This window comes from Sediminibacterium sp. FW305-C-269 (assembly GCF_058231045.1).
Window position 1 is genome coordinate 47,052 of the sequence record NZ_JBIQXQ010000003.1, and the last position, 20,166, is coordinate 67,217.

At 47.1% G+C, this 20,166-nt stretch carries 21 protein-coding genes; 14 read left to right on the forward strand and 7 right to left on the reverse strand.

Features of this window, described 5'->3' with window-relative positions:
• Positions 1-246 precede the first annotated feature (246 nt).
• The 9 genes from ACH3Y6_RS10155 (at position 247) to ACH3Y6_RS10195 (ending at position 6,625) form a co-directional block, all read left to right on the forward strand.
• Complete coding sequence (locus tag ACH3Y6_RS10155) at positions 247-1,074, forward strand: outer membrane protein assembly factor BamD (protein ID WP_490835501.1); 828 nt, start codon at positions 247-249, stop codon at positions 1,072-1,074.
• The gene (locus ACH3Y6_RS10160) at positions 1,043-1,387 is read left to right on the forward strand and encodes a DNA-directed RNA polymerase subunit omega (protein WP_161818149.1); all 345 of its coding nucleotides are present in this window, start codon (positions 1,043-1,045) and stop codon (positions 1,385-1,387) included. Before ACH3Y6_RS10155 ends, ACH3Y6_RS10160 begins: the two co-directional genes overlap by 32 nt.
• A gap of 273 nt (positions 1,388-1,660) precedes the next feature.
• Entirely contained in the window at positions 1,661-2,860 is a 1,200-nt protein-coding gene (gene coaBC, locus ACH3Y6_RS10165) for a bifunctional phosphopantothenoylcysteine decarboxylase/phosphopantothenate--cysteine ligase CoaBC (RefSeq protein ID WP_490835502.1), read from the forward strand.
• On the forward strand, positions 2,850-3,776 hold the full coding sequence (gene porD, locus ACH3Y6_RS10170) for a type IX secretion system protein PorD (protein WP_490835503.1): 927 nt from the start codon (positions 2,850-2,852) through the stop codon (positions 3,774-3,776). Before coaBC ends, porD begins: the two co-directional genes overlap by 11 nt.
• Positions 3,773-4,141 (forward strand): DUF4296 domain-containing protein, encoded by a 369-nt coding sequence (locus ACH3Y6_RS10175; RefSeq protein WP_490835504.1) that lies wholly within the window; start codon positions 3,773-3,775, stop codon positions 4,139-4,141. Before porD ends, ACH3Y6_RS10175 begins: the two co-directional genes overlap by 4 nt.
• 38 nt (positions 4,142-4,179) lie before the next feature.
• A complete protein-coding gene (locus tag ACH3Y6_RS10180) occupies positions 4,180-4,881 on the forward strand; it encodes a CoA transferase subunit A (RefSeq protein ID WP_490835505.1) in 702 nt (233 codons plus the stop codon).
• A 47-nt stretch (positions 4,882-4,928) separates the two neighbouring features.
• Complete coding sequence (locus tag ACH3Y6_RS10185) at positions 4,929-5,585, forward strand: 3-oxoacid CoA-transferase subunit B (protein ID WP_490835506.1); 657 nt, start codon at positions 4,929-4,931, stop codon at positions 5,583-5,585.
• A gap of 107 nt (positions 5,586-5,692) precedes the next feature.
• The gene (locus tag ACH3Y6_RS10190; protein WP_490835507.1) at positions 5,693-6,166 is read left to right on the forward strand and encodes a redoxin domain-containing protein; all 474 of its coding nucleotides are present in this window, start codon (positions 5,693-5,695) and stop codon (positions 6,164-6,166) included.
• A 105-nt stretch (positions 6,167-6,271) separates the two neighbouring features.
• The gene (locus ACH3Y6_RS10195; RefSeq protein ID WP_490835508.1) at positions 6,272-6,625 is read left to right on the forward strand and encodes a T9SS type A sorting domain-containing protein; all 354 of its coding nucleotides are present in this window, start codon (positions 6,272-6,274) and stop codon (positions 6,623-6,625) included.
• Positions 6,626-6,711: 86 nt separating this feature from the next.
• Here ACH3Y6_RS10195 and ACH3Y6_RS10200 read toward each other — a convergent pair whose 3' ends face one another.
• Complete coding sequence (locus ACH3Y6_RS10200) at positions 6,712-7,887, reverse strand: class I SAM-dependent rRNA methyltransferase (protein WP_490835509.1); 1,176 nt, start codon at positions 7,885-7,887, stop codon at positions 6,712-6,714.
• Between the two features lie 161 nt (positions 7,888-8,048).
• Between ACH3Y6_RS10200 and ACH3Y6_RS10205 the strand changes: the two genes are divergently transcribed.
• Both ACH3Y6_RS10205 and dnaJ read left to right on the forward strand, forming a co-directional pair.
• Positions 8,049-8,618, forward strand: coding sequence for a nucleotide exchange factor GrpE (locus ACH3Y6_RS10205; protein ID WP_490835510.1), 570 nt, complete (start codon positions 8,049-8,051; stop codon positions 8,616-8,618).
• 77 nt (positions 8,619-8,695) lie between these two features.
• Complete coding sequence (dnaJ, locus tag ACH3Y6_RS10210; RefSeq protein WP_490835511.1) at positions 8,696-9,859, forward strand: molecular chaperone DnaJ; 1,164 nt, start codon at positions 8,696-8,698, stop codon at positions 9,857-9,859.
• A 43-nt stretch (positions 9,860-9,902) separates the two neighbouring features.
• Here the strand turns inward: dnaJ and ACH3Y6_RS10215 are convergent, their stop codons facing one another.
• The 5 genes from ACH3Y6_RS10215 to ACH3Y6_RS10235 form a co-directional block, all read right to left on the reverse strand.
• Positions 9,903-11,669, reverse strand: coding sequence for a vWA domain-containing protein (locus ACH3Y6_RS10215; RefSeq protein WP_490835512.1), 1,767 nt, complete (start codon positions 11,667-11,669; stop codon positions 9,903-9,905).
• Positions 11,670-11,747: 78 nt separating this feature from the next.
• A complete protein-coding gene (hpt, locus tag ACH3Y6_RS10220; protein WP_490835513.1) occupies positions 11,748-12,290 on the reverse strand; it encodes a hypoxanthine phosphoribosyltransferase in 543 nt (180 codons plus the stop codon).
• A 42-nt stretch (positions 12,291-12,332) separates the two neighbouring features.
• Positions 12,333-13,427, reverse strand: a complete 1,095-nt coding sequence (locus tag ACH3Y6_RS10225) for a glucosaminidase domain-containing protein (protein ID WP_490835514.1) — start codon at positions 13,425-13,427, stop codon at positions 12,333-12,335.
• Position 13,428: 1 nt separating this feature from the next.
• The gene (locus ACH3Y6_RS10230; protein WP_490835515.1) at positions 13,429-14,067 is read right to left on the reverse strand and encodes an O-methyltransferase; all 639 of its coding nucleotides are present in this window, start codon (positions 14,065-14,067) and stop codon (positions 13,429-13,431) included.
• 79 nt (positions 14,068-14,146) lie between these two features.
• Positions 14,147-15,607 (reverse strand): sodium:solute symporter, encoded by a 1,461-nt coding sequence (locus tag ACH3Y6_RS10235; RefSeq protein ID WP_490835516.1) that lies wholly within the window; start codon positions 15,605-15,607, stop codon positions 14,147-14,149.
• 83 nt (positions 15,608-15,690) lie between these two features.
• Here ACH3Y6_RS10235 and ACH3Y6_RS10240 point away from each other — a divergent pair, with 83 nt between their 5' ends.
• Positions 15,691-16,230 (forward strand): LOG family protein, encoded by a 540-nt coding sequence (locus ACH3Y6_RS10240; RefSeq protein ID WP_490835517.1) that lies wholly within the window; start codon positions 15,691-15,693, stop codon positions 16,228-16,230.
• Here the strand turns inward: ACH3Y6_RS10240 and ACH3Y6_RS10245 are convergent.
• The gene (locus ACH3Y6_RS10245; protein ID WP_490835518.1) at positions 16,211-16,813 is read right to left on the reverse strand and encodes a hypothetical protein; all 603 of its coding nucleotides are present in this window, start codon (positions 16,811-16,813) and stop codon (positions 16,211-16,213) included. The two genes, ACH3Y6_RS10240 and ACH3Y6_RS10245, sit on opposite strands and share 20 nt — an antisense overlap.
• A 350-nt stretch (positions 16,814-17,163) precedes the next feature.
• Between ACH3Y6_RS10245 and pckA the strand changes: the two genes are divergently transcribed.
• Complete coding sequence (gene pckA, locus ACH3Y6_RS10250; protein ID WP_490835519.1) at positions 17,164-18,768, forward strand: phosphoenolpyruvate carboxykinase (ATP); 1,605 nt, start codon at positions 17,164-17,166, stop codon at positions 18,766-18,768.
• 503 nt (positions 18,769-19,271) lie between these two features.
• Entirely contained in the window at positions 19,272-20,003 is a 732-nt protein-coding gene (locus ACH3Y6_RS10255; protein WP_490835520.1) for a hypothetical protein, read from the forward strand.
• Positions 20,004-20,166: the final 163 nt, after the last annotated feature.

Consider the following 20,166-nt stretch of genomic DNA (forward strand, 5'->3'; position numbering starts at 1 on the left):
TGCTGGATGCTGGATGCTGGATGCTGGATGCTGGATGCTGGATGCTGGATGCTGGATGCTGGATGCTGGATGCTGGATGCTGGATATTGGAGGTTGATAACGCTGCTAATCCCTATTCCAGCATCTAGCATCCAGTATCCAGCATCCGGTCCCCCCCCTTTTTGGGTAATTCTTAACGAAATAACGGCCCAAACCCCATTCGGACTTTATAAATTGCCCGTAATTAACTAATTTTGCCAACTTGTTATGAATAGGATCGTTCTGTTATTGTTATCGGTAGTACTGCTCACCTCTTCCTGCTCCAATAAATTTGGAAAAATCATGAAGAGCAAGGATTATGAGTACAAATACAAAATGGCCGAACAATACTATGCAAACAAGAACTACGGTTATGCCCAGCAGCTCTTTGAAGATATCTTTCCCTATGTAAAAGGGTCCACGCGTTACGAGGATATGTATTACAAGTTCGCGTACTCTTACTACTACCAGAAAGATTATCTGAATGCAGAGAACCTGTTCAAGAGTTTTGTAGAGAACTTCCCTACCAGTACCAGGGGAGAGGAATGTGATTATATGAGGGCCTATTGCTATTACAAGCAATCACCCAAAGTGGAACTGGACCAGACCAATACCAACAAGACCATGCAGTTGATGCAGGCATTCCTCAATACACACCCTAATTCCGAAAGGGCAAAGGATGCCAGTGAGATCATTGATAAATGTCGCGAGAAACTGGAGCTGAAAGAATTCAAAGGAGCAGAACTGTATTATAACCTGGGCTTTTACAAAGCGGCTGCCATTGCTTTTGGGAATGTGTCTGATAATTTCCCCGATTCAAAAAAATCAGACGAATACAAGTTACTCGTGATCAAGTCATACGTAAAGTATGCAGAAATGAGTTACGAAGAGAAACAGAAAGAGCGTTATGAGAAAGTGATCTCTGAATGTAACGACTTCACCGAGCGTTTTGCAGACAGCAAATACGTGGAGGAAGTTGCCAAATACAAAACACAAACCAATAACATTTTAAAAAATCTGAAAAATGAGCAAGCTAAGAAGGCAAATGAGCGCTAATACCGCCAGTGTGGTTGAAACCAAAAGCCTGATTGACATCAAGGGCAAAACAGGCAACCTGTACGAGTCGATCGCTATTATTGCCAGAAGGGCCAATCAGATCAATATATCCCTGCGGGAAGAACTGCACAACAAACTCGAAGAATTTGCCAGCCATACAGACAGCCTGGAGGAAATTCATGAGAACAAAGAGCAGATTGAGATCTCAAGGGCCTACGAAAAAATGCCAAACCCCGCAATCCTGGCTACCCAGGAATTCATGGAAGGAAAAGTATACCACAGGCGCAACGACGAGAGCGACCTGTTCAGATAAGCCAACTATTTGATAAATGATACGAAAACGACAGTGATGAACTGTCGTTTTTTGTTATTTTGAGGGAGATTGTGGTGGGCAATGGGCAGTAGGGAGTGGTGAGTGGTCAGTAGGGAATGGACAATGGTGAAGGGTCAATAAATTACACACTACTGACTACTCCCCACTCCCCCCAGAGAATTCTTATATTTACACTCGTTTTCATTGCCTACTGCCTATTGCCTATTCACCATTGACAATTCACAATTGCCCATTGCCCATTCACAAAAAAACATGCTCCAGAATAAAAAAATACTCATTGGCATTACCGGCAGCATTGCTGCCTATAAGTCCATCCTGCTGGTTCGGCAGTTGGTAAAACAGGGGGCCGAAGTAAAGGTAGTGATGACCCCTGCCGCCAGGGAATTCGTATCTCCGCTGGTATTGGCAACGCTTTCCAAAAATGCCGTCATTTCTGAACTGGCAGAGGGCAGTGAATGGTCCAACCATGTAATGCTTGGCCGTTGGGCTGACCTGTTCGTGATTGCGCCATTAAGTTGTAATACACTCGCAAAAATGGCGAACGGGTTATGCGATAACCTGTTACTGGCCGTATACCTTTCAGCCACCTGTCCGGTGGTTATAGCGCCGGCCATGGATGAAGATATGTGGCAACACCCTGCCACACAGAGGAACCTTGATCTGCTGAAAGGATACGGTAACCATATCATTCCTGTGAACAGCGGAGAGCTGGCCAGTGGCTTGCATGGTGAGGGACGGATGGCAGAGCCTGAAGCCATTGTCTTATTCCTGGTGGAGCATTTTTTCAGGACAAAGGAACTGGCGGGCAAAAAGGTTATGGTCACGGCCGGACCCACGTATGAAGCCATTGATCCCGTTCGTTTTATCGGAAACCATTCTTCCGGTAAAATGGGTTTTGCCCTGGCGGAAGAGTTGTACCTCCGCGGCGCTGATGTACAGTTGATCACCGGCCCTACACAGCAAACCACCGCCTTTACTGGTATCCGCGTGAACAAAGTACAATCCGCCGCCGAGATGTTTGACACCAGTGTGGCGATATTCCAGGGTGTGGACATTGCGGTTATGTCGGCAGCCGTTGCCGATTACAGCCCGGCGGAAACAGCCAATGAAAAGATCAAAAAACAACCAGGTAACCTGACGCTGATGCTGGCACCCACCAAAGATATCCTGCAGTATGTGGGAACCCATAAAAAACAAGCTCAGTATGTAGTGGGCTTTGCCCTGGAAACACAAAACGAAAAGGAGAACGCACGTAGAAAACTGGAAAGCAAACAGGCAGACTGTATCGTACTGAATTCGCTGCGTGATGAGGCGGCTGGTTTTGGCGTTGATACGAATAAAGTTACCTTGCTTTGCAAGGACGGGACCGAAATGGTCACTGAACTCAAAACCAAAAAAGAGATCGCAAAAGATATTGTTTCATTCATCGTATCCCGTTTACATGCTGAATAGAAAAGTTGTTTATAGTATGATCCTTTGCTGCCTGTTTGCTGTTCCGGCTGTTTCGCAGGAACTGCAGGCGAGGGTGAGTGTGGTGGCGTCAAGGGTGAACTCCACGGTTGATAAGAAGATATTTACCACATTACAGACACAGTTGAACAACCTGCTGAATAACCGGAAATGGACCAATGATGTTTTTCAGGCAAATGAAAAGATCGAGTGCAGTTTCCTGCTGAACATAGAAAGTATTGTGGAGACCAATGTGTACAAAGCTACATTGACCATACAGGCTGCAAGACCCGTGTATAATAGTTCCTATAAGGCAGCGCTCGTTAATTTCATAGATGCGGACGTGACTTTTAAGTACCAGGAATTTCAACCGGTAGAGTTCAATGAAAACCGGGTGCAGGGAACGGATGCGGCGGCGGCCAACCTGCCGGCCATCCTGGCGTATTATGCCTATATGATCATCGGGCTTGACTATGACTCCTTCTCACCCAAAGGCGGAGAAACTTTTTACCGTAAAGCCCAGAACATAGTGAACAATGCACCGGAAGGCAGGAACGTAACAGGCTGGCGGATGTTTGACGGTCAGCGTAACCGTTATTGGCTGAATGAGAACCTGATCAATACCCGCTACAATATCATCCATGATGTGGTTTATGCATATTACCGGAAAGGAATGGATAATATGGCCGGAGCAGAACCAGAAGCCCGAAAGAACTTACTGGAAACCCTGATCCAGTTGCAGGCTTTCAATAAAGAAAATGCCAATACCATGTTCCTCCAGTTCTTTTTACAAGGAAAAGTGCAGGAACTGATCGGCGTTTTTAAAAAGGGAACAGGCGACCAAAAAAATAAAGCCGTCGACATTCTTGCAGAGATCGATGTGATCAATGCTTCACGCTATAAACAGGAATTGCGATGAGGAATGCCATCAAGCTGTTTTGTGTTTGCCTGATAGTTGTGATGGGATGTCGGTCCGGTATTTCCAAGGAGGGCTTACTGGCGCCTGATAGTATGAAAGTGGTTATGTGGGACATGATGAAGGCCGATGAATTGTACCTCCGTATCAGTATCAAAGATACTACGGCAGCCAGGCGTAAGGAGAATATCCGGTTATATGAACAGGTTTTTGCCGTACACAAGATCACCAAAAAGCAGTTCGATAGCAGTTACCGCTTTTATGCTGCCCACCCCGACCAGTTCAAACTGTTGCTTGACTCACTGGACACCTACGCTGCACGTCAACGCACCAAGCAGTTTGAAAAGAAGTATGGCACGTCCAAATAGGGAATCTTCTCTACCTTTACAGGTATAACGATTGCCACATGAACAAAGTATTTGCCAATGCCGATGCGGCCATACACGACATACCTGATGGCGCCACTTTAATGCTGGGTGGTTTTGGCCTGAACGGTATTCCCGAAAACACCATTGCAGCCCTTGTTAAAAAGGGAATTAAGAACCTCACCTGCATCTCCAATAACGCCGGGGTGGATGGGTTTGGTCTGGGCCTGTTATTGCAGACCCGTCAGATCCGGAAAATGATGGCCAGTTATGTGGGAGAGAATGCGGAGTTTGAGCGGCAGTTATTGAGTGGAGAACTGGAAGTGGACCTGATACCACAGGGAACCCTGGCTACCCGTATCCAGATGGCCGGGATGGGCATCCCCGCTTTTTATACCCCCGCCGGCTATGGAACCGAGATAGCAGAAGGAAAAGAAGTTCGTGAATTCAATGGTAAGAGGTACCTGATGGAACACGCTTTGCATGCGCAGTTTTCGATCGTGAAAGCCTGGAAAGGAGATACGATGGGCAACCTTGTTTTCCGTAAAACCACCCGGAATTTTTCCACTTCCATGGCCAAAGCAGGTGATATTACGATCGCTGAAGTGGAGCAACTGGTGCAACCCGGCGAGATTGACCCGGATGATGTGCATGTAGCCGGTGTATACGTGCACCGCATTTTCCAGGGAAGTCATTACGAGAAACGGATTGAACGAAAAACGGTTCAATTGGCGAATAGTTAGTAATACCTCTATTACTAACACTCATTCCTCATTCATAATTCATTCGTATGTCATTAGATAAATTCGGTATCGCCAAACGCATTGCACAGGAACTGAAAGATGGTATGTATGTAAACCTGGGCATCGGTATCCCCACGTTGGTATCCAACTATATTCCGGAAGGCATGACCGTGATCTTCCAGAGCGAGAACGGTATATTGGGTATGGGACCTTATCCAGTGGAGGCAGAAGTGGATGCAGACCTGATCAACGCAGGAAAAGAAACCGTGACGCTGATACCCGGCGGGGCTTTTTTCGACAGTGCCGAAAGTTTTGGAATGATCCGTGCGGGTAAGATAGACCTAACCGTACTGGGTGCCATGGAAGTAAGTGAGAACGGTGATATTGCCAACTGGAAAATACCCGGCAAAATGGTGAAAGGGATGGGAGGAGCGATGGACCTGGTAGCCAGTGCCAAGAATATTATCGTAGCCATGATGCATACCAACCCAAAAGGAGAAAGTAAACTGCTGCCTGCCTGTACCCTTCCATTAACGGGAGTGGGCTGCGTAAAAAAAGTAGTGACAGAACTGGCTGTGCTGGATATTACCCCTGAAGGATTTGTCTTAAAAGAGCGCGCCCCCGGCGTACCGGTAGAAGAGATCGTTTCCAAGACCCTTGGCAAACTGATCGTTCCTGATTTTGTACCGGAAATGATGTTATAACCACCTTCGCAGCTAAAGAAAATAGTGTTTCTTTGCGCACCGGACAACAATCTGGCTAACAGATTGTTATACACCGGTAACTTTCACCTAAACCATAAAATAACATCATGAGTATCCAGACCGGACAAAAGGCTCCAGAATTTTCATTGTTTGATACCGATAAGAACAAGGTATCACTGGCAGATCAGAAAGGAAATAATGTAGTGGTATTATTCTTCCCCCTTGCATTTACAGGCGTTTGTACAACCGAATTGTGTAATGTCAGGGATAATATCGCTACTTACAACAATACCAACGCCAAAGTGTTCGGGGTTTCTGTTGATTCACTGTTCAGCCTGGGTAAATTCAAGGCCGAGCAGAACCTGAACTTTCCGCTGCTTAGCGATTTTAACAAAGACGCAGCCAAAGCCTTTAACGTACTGTACGAAACCTTCCCGGCATTCGAAATGCAGGGGGTAAGTAAAAGGGCAGCTTTTGTTATCGATAAAGAAGGTGTTGTGCGTTATGCAGAAGTTTGTGCCACACCGGGCGACCTTCCCAATTTTGCAGCGATCCAGCAAACACTGGCTGAATTGAACTAGAATATCCCCAAAAAATGCCTTCCGGCTTATAACCGGAGGGTATTTTTGTTAAAAATGGGGTGAAACTCTTGTTAAAACGGGTTAGATTTAAGTAATTTGTCATGCATGCGAAAATTTTACCTGATCGGATTGGTACTTTTCTCCCTTTTCAGCAGCAGTTTTGGTGCTGACGATACCGTGTACTGGAATTTCACCGACGGGTCTACCCCCAAGATCGCCCATTTTTATCCCAACCCTGCCACCAGTTATATCAATTTTACTTTCGATAAATCGGTTGATAAATCCTACACCTTACAAGTGTATAATTTCATCGGGAAAAAGATGAATGAGTACCGCATCACCGATGCCAAACTCACCATTAACCTGGATGACAATTATTTAAGAGGCCTTTACATTTACCAGCTGCGCGACCAAAGCGGAAGAATCATAGAATCAGGTAAGTTCCAGGTAAACAAATAAGCTTTCATTAACTAAGGGATCAGTGGGACTCCGAATATATCGCTGTCCATTCAAATTCACTAAATCACAAATTAGTAATTCATCCGCTACCTGTCCGTCACTTCTACGATCAGAAATTTCAGATAGTTCGTATTCTCCATGCCCCAGATGATCGGGTGATCGCTGGCCTGCGCCTGAAAAGTTACCTGGCGTATTCTTTTGCGGGCATCTTTGGCGGCCTGTTCAATGGTTTGCAGGAACTGTTCAGGTGATACCAGGTTGGTGCAACTGGATGTTACCAGGAAACCCCCGTTGCGAACGAGTTTCATACCCCGGAGATTGATCTCCTTATAACCCGTTAAGGCTTTCTGTATGTTCTCGCGACTCTTCGTGAAAGCGGGTGGGTCCAGCATCACCACATCGTATTGTTTGCCTTCCTTGCCCCATTGTTTCAATACATCGAATGCATTCACGGCTTCAAAGTGACAAATAGCATCCAGTTGGTTCAGGGCAGCATTCTTATTGGCTTGCGTTACGGCAGTTTCAGAAATATCCAGTCCCAGCACCGATCTGGCACCATAGTGGGCTGCATGTATCTCAAATGTGCCGGTATAGGTGAACACACCCAATACCTCAGCACCTTTGACTAATTGCTGTATGGCCCGACGGTTATCCTGCTGATCGAGAAAATAGCCGGTCTTCTGTCCGTTCTCAATGTCTACCCAAAACCGTAAACCATTTTCGTTGATAAGAATATTCGTATCGAAGGGGGCGGATAAGAACCCTTTCTGCTGGGGTAAACCTTCCAGTTCACGAACGGGTACATCATTCCTTTCATAGATGCCCTTGGGCGAAAAAATAGCCTCTAATGCCGAAACAATGGCTGCTTTCCAGGTATCGATCCCCAGTGAAAGGGTCTGGATCACAAAATAATCGTTGAACTTGTCTATGATCAGGGCGGGCAAACCATCGGCTTCACCAAATACCAGCCGGCAGTTTTCGGTATAGCCTATTTTTTTCCGGTATTCCCATGCCTGCAGGATACGATTATGAAAAAACTGCTCATTGATGCTTTCCCCTTTGCGGGTAAGCAGGCGTACCAGTATCTGTGATTTTGGGTTGATATAACCACGGCCACAGGGCTTGCCATCACCATAATATACGTTCACAATGTCCCCGCCGGTCACTTCACCCTCAATTCTTTCCACTTCGTTTCCATAGATCCAGGGGTGCCCGTTGGCAATCCTGGTGGCGATCTTTTTCCGGAGATATACACTTGTCATGCGCCAAAGATAATGGTTTGGTATTTTGGGATGGCGACTTCGGCCCCGATAGAACAAATGCTAACCCCAAACCCAAACTTCGCTTCCTTTCTGCCATTTTTTCCCTTTTCTTTGCCCCGGCAATATTTTTGACAGGTATTGCAGCACAACGAATTATTATTATGGAAGAGCAAGAAATGACACAAAACCCTGAAAGTAAAGAAACGGTGAACGAAATGGATATCAATACTGACGAAAATGCAGCCGGAACCTCGCATCTGAACGAGCCGGTAGCAGAGGGGAACGGCCTTGAAAAACTGCAGGCTGAACTGCAGGAACAAAAGGATAAATACCTGCGCCTGATGGCAGAATTCGACAATTTTCGCCGCAGAACCGCCAAAGAGCGCCTGGAACTGATGCAGACGGCCGGAAAAGAAGTGATCGTTTCCCTGCTGGAAGTGCTGGACGATTGCGATAGGGCCGAAAAACAATTACAGGCTTCTGATGATATTGCCCTGCAGAAAGAAGGCGTTCAGCTGGTATTTAACAAACTGCGCAGTACCCTGCAGGCAAAAGGGGTAAAAGTCATGGAGAGCATTAATACGGATTTTGATGTGGAGAAACATGAAGCCATCACCGAAATACCGGCACCAAACCCTGCTATGCAGGGTAAAGTGATGGATGAAGTGGTGAAAGGCTATTATCTGAACGATAAGATCATTCGTTTTGCCAAAGTGGTGGTAGGAAAATAAAATTGTGAACCAGGAACCTTTTGCTGCGAGCCGGGTTCTGGTCTTATTTTCTGCTCGCAGCTAAAAGAAAGAAGCCAATGGCTAATAAAAGAGATTTTTACGAGATACTGGGTGTCAGCAAATCAGCCAGTGCCGATGAGATCAAAAAAGCTTATCGGAAAGTGGCTATGCAGTACCACCCCGACCGTAACCCCGGTGATAAAGCCGCAGAAGAGAAATTTAAAGAAGCTGCAGAAGCATACGAGATATTGAGTGATGCGGATAAAAAAGTCAAGTACGACCGCTACGGCCACCAGGCATTTGGTCCGGGCACATCGGGCGGTAGTGCGTACAGTGGTAACATGGATGATATCTTCAGCCAGTTCGGGGATATTTTCGGAGAAGACATGTTTGGCAGTTTCTTCGGTGGTGGTGGAAGACGTGGCGGTGGTGGCCGTGCCGCACGCGGTCAGCGCGGAAGCAATCTGCGTATCAAACTCAAATTAACTTTTGAAGAGATCGCCAAGGGAGTTACCAAAAGTGTGAAAGTGAAAAAGCACGTGGTATGCAGTACCTGTGGCGGTAATGGTGCAAAAGATAAGAACAGCGTACAGACCTGCGGTACCTGTAATGGCAGTGGACAGGTACGAAAAGTAACCAGCACTTTCCTGGGGCAAATGCAGACCGTAACCACCTGTCCTACCTGTAACGGAGAAGGCACTACAGTAACTGCCAAGTGTGGGGCCTGTAAAGGTGAGGGAAGGGTATATGGCGAAGAGACCATCAGCATCGATATCCCAGCCGGTGTACAGGAAGGTATGCAGCTCAGCATGAGCGGAAAAGGTAATGCAGGTGAAAGGGGTGGTGCTCCCGGCGACCTTATCATACAGATCGAAGAGGAAGCACATACAGAATTACACAGGGATGGATTGAATGTGGCGTATGACCTCCATATCTCTATTCCCGATGCAGTATTTGGTACGCATGTGGAAGTGCCAACCATTGATGGTCGCGCCAAGATCAAGATACCACCGGGGACACAGAGTGGAAAGATATTCCGCCTGAAAGGAAAAGGATTCCCCGAAGTGCAGGGCTATGGCAAGGGCGACCAGCTGATACAGGTGAATGTATGGACACCGCAGCATGTAACGGCCGAGGAAAAAGAGGCGCTGGAGAAAATGGGTAAGAGCGATAATTTTAAACCACATCCCAGTAAAGGGGAGAAGAGTTTCTTTGAACGGATACGGGATGCGTTCAATTAATACAAAAATGCCTCGCTGTACAGCGAGGCATTTTTGTGTATAGTTACCAAACTTTTTGTTTCTTCCGTTCTTTACCCGGATGATAGATCCTTATGGCTTTTTCTACCAGTGACAGGAATTCTGCCTGTTGGGGATCCTGAGGATCGACCGCTGTTCTGGCCAGCGACCATACATCTTCAGGCGAATAGTTCCGGGTGAACCTGGAATGTTTCAGTATGGATCCGAACATAGCCACCGCAGCGGCGAACCGGTAAGCTGAATCAATGGTTTCTATTTTTTCTGCCTGACCGATGATGGGGAATGACTGCTGCAGGATACTGTCCTTTCCTGGTATCCTGTATTGCAGGGAAGCATTGGCGATCAATTTTTTTTCATTGAACCGGTTGCCTGATGCCGGTATGATCTCGAAGATGGCCATCAGGGAATGCCCGCTGCCGATCTCACCACCTTCCAGCTCTCCCGTGCTGTCGTCCGCGAAATGTTCTTTGTTATCGAATCCGATCAGCCTGTATTCACTGATGCTGTTCGGTTGAAAGGACAGTTTGATGAACGCATTATTGGCAACAGAGTACAAGGTCTGGGTAAACTCCTTGACCAGTACTTTCTGCGCTTCCTGCAGGTTATCGATATAGGCAAAATTACCATTGCCTTTTTTGGCAAGTCCTTCCAGTTTGCTGTCTTTGTAATTCCCCATGCCCACACCCAGGCAGGTCAGATAAATGCCACTCTGCCGGTAACCACTGATCATGGCTTCCAGTTCCAACTCAGAGGTCTGGCCAATATTGAAATCGCCGTCGGTAGCGAGTATCACACGGTTGTTCCCTTTTTTGATAAAACTTTTTTTGGCCAGTTCATAAGCGATGCGGATAGCCCCTTCGCCGGGCGTATCGCCACTGGCCACCAGCGAGTCGATGGCTTCACGGATCCTTTTTTTGTGTGCGCCGCCTGTTGGTGCCAATGCTACACCCACGCCGCCGCCATAGGTTACGATGGTGATGGTATCTTTCTCGCGCAGGTTGTCGGTAAGCATGCCAAAAGCTGATTGTAACAACGGCAAACGGTTGGGTTTGTCCATCGAACCCGATATATCTATCAGGAATACGAGGTTGGAAGAAGGGATACTGTCAAGCTGTAGCCTGGGTGCCCTGATGTTCAGGAACAGCAATTGGTTTTGTTCATCCCAGGGGCAGGTGCTCAACTGACTCCTGAAACTGAAATAGCCGGTATCCTTTTTTGTGCCATGTATTTTCGAAAGATTGAAATAGTTCAGCATCTCTTCTATGCGAACGGCATCGACCGGTACCATCATCTCGTGGTTCAAAAACCGTCGGATATTGCTGTAGGAAGCTTTGTTGATGTTCAGGGAGAAACCTGTTTCCGGGTATTGGCCGGCTGCAATAAAACCGTTTTCCACCAGGTTGCTGTAGCTCTCACCCAGTACAGAGAAAAAATTACCGCGACTTCCTTTCAGGTTGGTGGTGATGGATATGGGCTTACGGCTGTAGAGGTTTGCCGTAGCAGGTAACATCTTCATGGTAATGGACTGAAACTTCCGGCTATCGATGGCCATGCGGATCGTTTCGTAACCTGCCAGGCTGATTTGCATGGTATCGTTGATGCTTGCTGTGGATATGCCGAATGTGCCGGTACTGCCACTATAGTAAGGGAAACTGCCTTTCGACAACAGCTGAATCTTGACGCCCTGTAACCATTGCCCACGTTCATCGCGTACTTCACCACGTAGGTAATACTGTGCCTGTGCAGCGGGAAAGCCAAGCCATACGCATACAGCCCAAATGATTAGTTTCATTGGTCAGCAGGATTTCAATTAAGTTAGCACAGTGTACAGGCAATAGCAAGCGCCTGTAAAAGATTAGCAGATTTTTGGCTATACGCCCCGCTCCAGTTGGTAAAGCTCACGGATATTACGTCCCAGTCCGTCATAATCCAGTCCGTAGCCCAGCACGAACTTATTGGGAATAGAAAAACAGCAATAGTCGATGGTAACCGGGTAAATGGTAGCATCGGGTTTGTGCAGTAATACCGCCACTTTTAAAGATGACGGATGCTGGTTACGCAACTGTGGTAAAAACTCGTTCATGGTCTTGCCGGTATCAATGATATCTTCCAGGATGATCACATGGCGGTCTGTGATATCTGTATCCAGTCCGATAGCGGTGATGACCTGGCCGGTAGACTTGGTTCCTTTATACGAAGCCAGTTTGATAAAACAGATCTCCGCTTCAATGGTCAGGTATTTGAACAGGTCCGATGTAAACATGAAAGAACCGTTCAGTATGGCAATGAATAAAGGTTTTTTGCCTGCATAATCCCTGTCAATCGTATTCGCCAGTTCTTTTACTTTTTCCAGGATAAGGGTCTCTGGTAAATAAGGTACAAAGGTTTTGTCGTGAACGGTGATGGCTGACATATGGCAGTTTTAAATTGTCCTGAAACTGGGTATCAGGAATGATTATTTGGGTGAACGGGGTGTTGTGTTAACAGTGGTTGTGGCAGTGGCAGGCCGTAAGTATATCTTCTCGCCTGTATTCACATTGCTGCTCCGGCTCAGCCGGTTATATTCCAGTAAACTGTCCAGCCGAATGGCTTCCTGCTGACAAATGGAGTGCAGGGTTTCGCCTTCTGCTACCACATGAAAATCAACGGCCCCTTTTTTGGGTTTTCTTTCAATGAACATCAACCGGTCAGTATCCAGTATATCCATAGAAGAGAGGTCGTTGTACTCGATCAGTTTGCTCAGCGGAATATCGTATTGGTTGGCCAGCGATAGTAGTGATGTGCCTTCCGCAGCATAGATCACTTTGGTATTGTTAATTACGAAGATACCAGCGGGATAACTTGTTTTTTTGTTTACAGTTACCTGCGCGTTGGAAGATATACCGGTATTCGATGGGGCAGTTGCTATGGCCGGTTCGGGTTGAGCTGTTTCCTGTGTAACAGGAGTAACCGGTTGTTCTGCAGCAGGCGTGGCTACCGGAGCGGGATTGGCTGTGACCGGTTTAGACTGGCTGTAAGATTCGCTTACAGGCGTCTGGTTCCTGGCAAGTGCGGTAAGACTGTATTGCTGGAGTTGATAATCATTGATGAGTTTCAGCAAACGCTGGGGATAGGTAGGGCTGGTAGCATAACCGGCTTTTTTTAAGCCTATGGCCCAGCCTTCATAATCTGTGGGGTCCAGTTTGAACAGGAAAGCGTAATGAGGTCTAGTTTTCAAAAAATCGGAATGATCACGAAAAGATTCTTCTGCTGATGGATATACGCGGAAACATTCCCCTTTCTCATCGTCATCGTGATAGGTCTTTGCGCCTGTCCATTCGGTCTTGCACTTGATGCCAAAATGGTTGTTGGAAGTTTTGGCCAGGGGGCTTTCTCCCCATTGCGACTCCAGGATACCCTGGGCCAGTGTAATGGCGGCGGGAACACCCGTGCGTTGCATTTCTGCCATCGCCAGTTCTTTGTAGCTATCGATATATGCCAATACTTTTTCTTTCTGTGCCCGGGCTGTGAAAGAGAGAACCAGGCAGAAAAGCAGGACCAGTTTCTTCATGTCATTTCTTTTTTATCAGCAATAGCCCGTCACGCATCGTTATCAGCACCTGTTCGGTTCGGGGGTCATTGTGTACATGTTCATTAAAAGCTTCTATGGCTTTGGCATTTTTACCGCTGATGGGTTCCTGTAATACCTCGCCATGAAACAATACATTGTCGGCTATGATAATGGCTCCCGGGCGTAAGCGGGGTACGATCAGCTCGTAGTACCCGATATAACCGGTTTTGTCGGCATCCAGGAAGACCAGGTCCCAGGTATGGTTGAGCGTGGGAATGATCTCCATTGCATGGCCAATGTGCAAATGTATCTGCTTATTCTTTTCGGATCTGCTAAAATTTGCCCGGGCAGTGGCTGCATCCTGTTCCCGCAGTTCAAGGGTATGCAGCTCGCCGTTTTCTGCCAGTCCTTCAGCCAGGCAAAGCGCACTGTAACCGGTAAAAGTACCCACTTCCAGGATATACCGGGGATGTATGAGAGCGCTGATCAGGGAGAGGAACCTGCCCTGTACATGACCACTCAGCATGTGCGACAGGGGATGGTTGGCCAGGGTCTGCTGGGTCACCTCCTGCAGAAGGGTATTCTCCGGGGAGCTGTATTTTGCCGCATAGGCTTCTGCCTGTGGAAGGATGAGGTCCATGGGCAAATATACAATGAATGAATGAGTGGATGAGTGAATGAGTGAATGATCAAGACCGTCATTCACTCATTCAATGATCTTATGCTTTCGCGGGTTCGTTGGAGGGTTTGGATGCCAGCCATAAACCGATAAAAGTGATTAATCCGTTAATGATCAGCAGTTCCAGGCCCAGTTCAAAGGAACCGAAGATCTGTTTCTGGAAGCGGTCCAGCAGGAAACAGATGACGGGTGAGATCACACAGATGAAAGGTACCAGGTGATCGCTCACCTTACGTTTGGAAATGATGCCGAAAGTGAACAGGCCCAGCAGCGGTCCATAGGTGAATGTGGCCACTTTCAGGATCAGGCCGATCATGCTGGAGTCGTTGATCCATTTGAACATCATCACAAACAGCAGGAAGATGAACGCGAAGGAAAGGTGTACGCGTTGACGTAATTTCTTCTTTTGCTCATCTGTCATATCCGACCTGCGTTGCATACCGATAATATCGATACAAAAAGTGGAGGTCAATGCCGTGATGGCACCATCTGCACTTGGGAAGAGTGCTGAGATCAATGCGATGATAAAGATCACAGAAACAAATGGAGGCATATGCTGCAGGGCGATGGCAGGAAATAATTTGTCACCGGTCACATCCAGATTCAGCTGGGTAGCATACAGGTACAGTAAACCGCCGAGGAACAGGAAGATCAGGATCACGATCATCAGTACAATTGACATAGAGATCACATTCTTCTGCGAATCTTTCAGTGTTTTAACAGAAATATTTTTCTGCATCATTTCCTGGTCCATACCGGTCATGGTTACGGTGATAAAGGCTCCGGCCAGGATCTGTTTTACAAAGAACAGTTTGCTGTTAGGGTCTGTGAAAAAGATTTTGGAATACCCTTTTTCCCCCATTACCTGCAGGCTTTCGCCAAAACCCATGTTCATTTGGCTGAGGATATATACCACGCAGATCACCAGTCCCAGCAGCATACAGGTAGTTTGCAGGGTATCGGTCCAAACGATGGTTTTCACACCCCCTTCATAGGTGTACAATAAGATCATCACCAGGATAATCAGGGTAGTGGCCCAGAAAGGAATATGAAAACTGTTCAGGATGGCTTCCTGCAGGATATTGACTACGAGGTACAAACGTGCGGTAGCGCCGAGGATGCGTGACAGGATAAAAAAGCCGGCACCTGTTTTATAAGATTTAAAACCCAGGCGGTTATGCAGGTAATGATAGATGGAAGTAAGGTTCAGCCGGTAGTAAAGCGGAAGCAATACATAGGCGATTACCAGGTAACCGATAAGGTAACCAAGTGTGATCTGGAAATAAGCAAAGGATTCTTTGGCAACGGCTCCCGGAACACTCACAAAGGTAACACCGCTTAAAGAGGTGCCTACCATACCGAATGCCACCAGCATCCAGTTACTGCTTTTGTTACCGATAAAAAATGAGTCGTTGTTACTGTTCTTACCCGTGTACCAGGCCACACCGAGTAATATCATGAAATAGGCAATAACAAAGGAAAAAAGCAGTAAAGGAGACATATTGGGGCAATTAAAATGATCAAACGAAAACGGAAAAGTAGTGAAAAATATTTAACCTAATTTGCCATTCGAAAATTTGGTATATGTCTGTCAATAATATCGCAGTGTTTTGCGGGTCGCGCTCCGGTAAAAATCCATTGTATGTTATGCATGCTGCACAGTTGGGCCGGCTCTTTGCAGATCGGAAGATCACGATGGTGTATGGTGGCGGCAACAAAGGCCTGATGGGTGCTGTGGCCAATGCTGCCATGGACAACGGTGGTAAAGTGATCGGTGTGATACCCGAGATCTTACTGGAATGGGAGGCCGAACACAAAGGAATCACCGAACTGAGAGTGGTGGCCGATATGCATGTTCGTAAAAAAACAATGTATGAGTTGTGCGATGCGGCCATTGTATTGGCCGGCGGTAACGGAACGCTGGATGAATTGTTCGAGATGCTGACCTGGAACAACCTCAACATCCATAATAAAAAAATTGTACTGCTGAATACGGCAGGATTTTACCAACACCTGGTGGTACATATCGACAGGATGCTGGATGAGGAATTCCTGTATGATAACTGGCGCGACCGGTTGATCGTTTGCGATGATCCGGTCGCTGCTATCGACGCTTTGGTTTAAGGTACATGCCAAAACCTGCCCGAAAAATGGGCAGCGGATCGTTGTACTGATCGCGGTAGGGAGAGTTGATGTTTTGGGTTACATCGATCATCAGGGTAACATAGGAATAATGTGAGCCGAGTACACGAGTTCCATAACCCACACCTACCAGTAAACTTCCTGCATGGTATTGATAACTGCCGGTTTGCCCGGTTTGAACATTCTTCTGACTGGAATTGATCCAGTTGAATTCGGGCTGTACCTGCAGGTGCAGGAAACTGACAGGCCATACCCGCAGGAAAGGGCCACCACCCAGGTTGAAATTGCGGAAACGGATATTACTGAATTCGGAAGCGTTCTGTGAAAAATAGTTGATGTTCAGTGCCACACCACCATCCAGCCATCTGGCGATGCTGTAGCCGATCTCGGGATTCAAGCCAACATTGAAGGAACGGTTGGTGATACCCAGGTTCAGGCTGGTACCCAAAAACATATTTTCCCTTTTGAATTTGCCCCTTTGTTCCTCCTCTTCATTCTGCTGGGCAAAACTGCCGGTGGCTGTTACAGCCAAAACGAGTACAAAAAGCAGTTTCTGGATCTTCATAACGCACATTTCCTGCAAACCTACTCATTTCAGCAGGCATAGAAATTTTTTGTTATCTAAAAAAATGTTAGGAAGATCCTGATCATTTGATGATCCCTGCTGTCAGTAAGCATTTTTCGCTCGCAACCTGTTCTGGCTGCCTGTCTGCTGGAACCGCTCGAAATGATTTCTAAAACCTTCAAAATATGCCAGTTATCCCTGTGTCTGGTTTAGAAAACCGCAAAGCCCGTTGGATATTCTTCAAGAAAGCAGTGGCAGGATAAATAATTTTTATGTGTACCTGCCACACATAAAAATCAGCGAAAGCATTAAACAATTACTTTTGTAATCTAACTAACGTTTGTTTGTTTATGATGGCAGCTACTATGATCCCCAAGCAGATCCTGCAGGAATTGGGTTTAACCGACAGCACAGGCATTCATTACCAGTTATCGCCCGAAGAATTGGCAGAACAGACGGTTCTGCGGGGGCAGGGTGTATTCAACGATACCGGAGCCCTTTGTATACAAACGGGTGAATTTACCGGCCGTAGTCCGAAAGACAAGTTCATCGTAAAAGATGCGATCACGGCGGACTCGGTTGACTGGAACGGTTTCAATATACCCATTGAAGAAAAATATTTTCACCAGCTGAAGAAAAAACTGCTGGATTATCTCGGCGAGAAAGAAGAGATATGGGTGCGCGATGCACATGCCTGTGCCGATCCCTCTCACCGCCTGAATATCCGTGTCATCAACGAACATCCCTGGAGTAACCTGTTTGCGCACAATATGTTCCTTCGTCCTTCAGATGAGGAGTTGCCGGATTTTGAACCGGAATGGCAGATCATACAGGCGCCAGGTTTCAAGGCCGATCCGGCAGTTGATGGAACCCGGCAGCACAATTTTGCGATCCTGTCATTCACGCATAAAACCATACTCATAGGAGGAACCGGTTATACTGGTGAGATCAAGAAAGGTATTTTCAGTGTACTTAATTTTATTCTCCCCAATCAAAGGAATGTACTGAGTATGCATTGCAGCGCCAATATGGGTGCAGCAGGTGATGTGGCCGTTTTCTTTGGCCTGAGTGGAACGGGTAAGACCACCCTCAGCGCCGATCCCAACCGCAAACTGATCGGTGATGATGAACATGGCTGGACCGACAGTTCTGTATTCAATTTTGAAGGCGGCTGTTATGCCAAGACGATCGACCTGAGTGAAGAGAAAGAGCCCGAAATCTTCCGAGCCATCCGCCCTGCGGCATTGGTAGAGAACATCCAGTTTTATCCCGGCACACAAAAGATTGATTTCAGCAGCAAACGGATCACCGAAAATACCCGGGTAAGTTATCCGCTGGGTTATATCAGTAATGCATTGGAGCCAAGTATTGGCGGTTTACCCAGGAATATCTTCTTTTTGACCTGCGATGCTTACGGTGTATTGCCTCCGATCAGCCGTTTATCTGCCGGACAGGCCATGTACCAGTTCATCAGCGGTTATACAGCAAAAGTAGCAGGCACCGAAGCGGGTGTTACCGAACCCAAAACCACTTTCAGCGCCTGTTTTGGTGCACCCTTCCTGCCACTGCATCCCGGTAAATATGCCGAAATGCTGGGGGAGAAGATGCGCAAACATGAAGTGAACGTATGGATGGTGAATACCGGTTGGAGTGGTGGTCCTTATGGTGTAGGCAGCCGCATGAAACTGGGCTATACCCGCGCCATGATCACCGCAGCGCTGGACGGAAAACTGGATAAGGTAGCGTACGAAGCCCATCCCGTATTCGGGATGGAAATGCCATTGAGTTGCCCCGGTGTACCCGCAGAAATTTTGAATCCACGCAGCACCTGGGCGGATACAACTGCCTATGATGCCAAAGCACGCGACCTGGCCCAGCAATTCGTGCAGAATTTTGAAAAATACGCTTCCGGCGTATCCGAAGAAATTCTGCAGGCCGCACCCAAAACTAACTGATTACCGTAATGCCATAACGCATTACAGAAAGGGTCTCTTGGTTGCTTGTCTGTTACAGGAACGCCACCCAAAAGGTGGCGTTTTCTATTGGGATAGAAAGCTGATAGCATGTCCCCTGCAGCAGGAGGTGCCGATAAGTTTCAGTAAACTTCCCTTCCGGAGAAGGAAAGTCGTCAGTGGTGAGTGGTGAGTAGGGAGTAGGGAGTGATTTATGATAGCCCTTCCTCTATTCACCATTGACAATTGACCATTCACGACTCACGTCTCACGATTCACCCCCCAAGTTACTGCATTTCGCCTGCGTATAAAAAAAGCCACCCGGGAAGGATGACATCTGTAAGCATATCAATTCAATGTATACCAATACTTTACTCACTATTCATTTTAAGTAACTCCACATTAACCACACTATAAACCTACACTACAGCATAAAAATGTTGTAAAATATGGGTATTTTGTTGAACAGCTATGGGTGATCAATATCGTTAACCAAAACTAACTATATGGCACGTATCAACCAGGATGGACTGACCGGGCTGGTGGGTAACCTAGTGTTTTATACCATGAACGGCAAGTCTTATGTTCGTTCCCGGCCTGTTTATTCTCCCTCAAAACAAAAGCAATTGGCAAGATCCGGGTCGGCACAACTGTTTGGACAGGTATCCCGTTGTACCTCCGTATTGTTAGAGCAGTTGCAGCCAAAACTGTTATTCCCCTTAAAAAGAGAAGCATATAACCGGTTCAGGAGCTGGCTATTACGGCAGTATAAGGCCCACGCCGGTTTGGCAGACTGGCCCCTCAGTTGTTTGCCCAATGATCAGTGTCAGTTACAAAGCTTTTGCGATCTGCGGGATGTATTCCGGGTGCAGGTTTCAGCAGAAGACCTGGGTGGCGGCAAAGTCCGGATCATCATTCCTGCATGGAATCCCGTGCTGCAACTGAGTGCGCCTCCGGGTACCAGCCATCTGTTGATCCGGCTCATGGTCCATGAACTGTCTTTTGCAGAAAGAAGCCGTATGGTATCATCCGGCATGGCAGAGATCAGCTTTCCCTTTACAAAAGAACAGCAACCAGCCAGCGAGATCCTGCTGGACTTAGCTGGTCAGAAAGAGGATCTGCTGTTCCTGTCTGTTTCACTGGCTTATGAAACCTTAACCACCCCATCCGGTTCACAGCTGGCCAACGCAGCCTGGCAGCCGGCAGCTGTATTGGGGATGGGGAGGAGGAAGGAGTGATGGGGGCAATGATAGAATGATAGGATGATAGAATGATAGAATGATATAGGATCGTGTGTGTGACAAGGGTGGCCCTGGTCTGTGTAAAATGATCTTTTGCGAAGGGGCTCCCCGGCGGGGGACCCTTCGCTTAGCATCGCCGATCTACCACTTTTTCACTCAT

Bases quoted from the DNA above. Each gene is read 5' to 3' on its own strand.
- ACH3Y6_RS10155 (WP_490835501.1), top strand. From the start codon at position 247: ATGAATAGGATCGTTCTGTTATTGTTATCGGTAGTACTGCTCACCTCT.
- ACH3Y6_RS10160 (WP_161818149.1), top strand. From the start codon at position 1,043: ATGAGCAAGCTAAGAAGGCAAATGAGCGCTAATACCGCCAGTGTGGTT.
- coaBC (WP_490835502.1), top strand. From the start codon at position 1,661: ATGCTCCAGAATAAAAAAATACTCATTGGCATTACCGGCAGCATTGCT.
- porD (WP_490835503.1), top strand. From the start codon at position 2,850: ATGCTGAATAGAAAAGTTGTTTATAGTATGATCCTTTGCTGCCTGTTT.
- ACH3Y6_RS10175 (WP_490835504.1), top strand. From the start codon at position 3,773: ATGAGGAATGCCATCAAGCTGTTTTGTGTTTGCCTGATAGTTGTGATG.
- ACH3Y6_RS10180 (WP_490835505.1), top strand. From the start codon at position 4,180: ATGAACAAAGTATTTGCCAATGCCGATGCGGCCATACACGACATACCT.
- ACH3Y6_RS10185 (WP_490835506.1), top strand. From the start codon at position 4,929: ATGTCATTAGATAAATTCGGTATCGCCAAACGCATTGCACAGGAACTG.
- ACH3Y6_RS10190 (WP_490835507.1), top strand. From the start codon at position 5,693: ATGAGTATCCAGACCGGACAAAAGGCTCCAGAATTTTCATTGTTTGAT.
- ACH3Y6_RS10195 (WP_490835508.1), top strand. From the start codon at position 6,272: ATGCGAAAATTTTACCTGATCGGATTGGTACTTTTCTCCCTTTTCAGC.
- ACH3Y6_RS10200 (WP_490835509.1), bottom strand. From the start codon at position 7,887: ATGACAAGTGTATATCTCCGGAAAAAGATCGCCACCAGGATTGCCAAC.
- ACH3Y6_RS10205 (WP_490835510.1), top strand. From the start codon at position 8,049: ATGGAAGAGCAAGAAATGACACAAAACCCTGAAAGTAAAGAAACGGTG.
- dnaJ (WP_490835511.1), top strand. From the start codon at position 8,696: ATGGCTAATAAAAGAGATTTTTACGAGATACTGGGTGTCAGCAAATCA.
- ACH3Y6_RS10215 (WP_490835512.1), bottom strand. From the start codon at position 11,669: ATGAAACTAATCATTTGGGCTGTATGCGTATGGCTTGGCTTTCCCGCT.
- hpt (WP_490835513.1), bottom strand. From the start codon at position 12,290: ATGTCAGCCATCACCGTTCACGACAAAACCTTTGTACCTTATTTACCA.
- ACH3Y6_RS10225 (WP_490835514.1), bottom strand. From the start codon at position 13,427: ATGAAGAAACTGGTCCTGCTTTTCTGCCTGGTTCTCTCTTTCACAGCC.
- ACH3Y6_RS10230 (WP_490835515.1), bottom strand. From the start codon at position 14,067: ATGGACCTCATCCTTCCACAGGCAGAAGCCTATGCGGCAAAATACAGC.
- ACH3Y6_RS10235 (WP_490835516.1), bottom strand. From the start codon at position 15,607: ATGTCTCCTTTACTGCTTTTTTCCTTTGTTATTGCCTATTTCATGATA.
- ACH3Y6_RS10240 (WP_490835517.1), top strand. From the start codon at position 15,691: ATGTCTGTCAATAATATCGCAGTGTTTTGCGGGTCGCGCTCCGGTAAA.
- ACH3Y6_RS10245 (WP_490835518.1), bottom strand. From the start codon at position 16,813: ATGAAGATCCAGAAACTGCTTTTTGTACTCGTTTTGGCTGTAACAGCC.
- pckA (WP_490835519.1), top strand. From the start codon at position 17,164: ATGATGGCAGCTACTATGATCCCCAAGCAGATCCTGCAGGAATTGGGT.
- ACH3Y6_RS10255 (WP_490835520.1), top strand. From the start codon at position 19,272: ATGGCACGTATCAACCAGGATGGACTGACCGGGCTGGTGGGTAACCTA.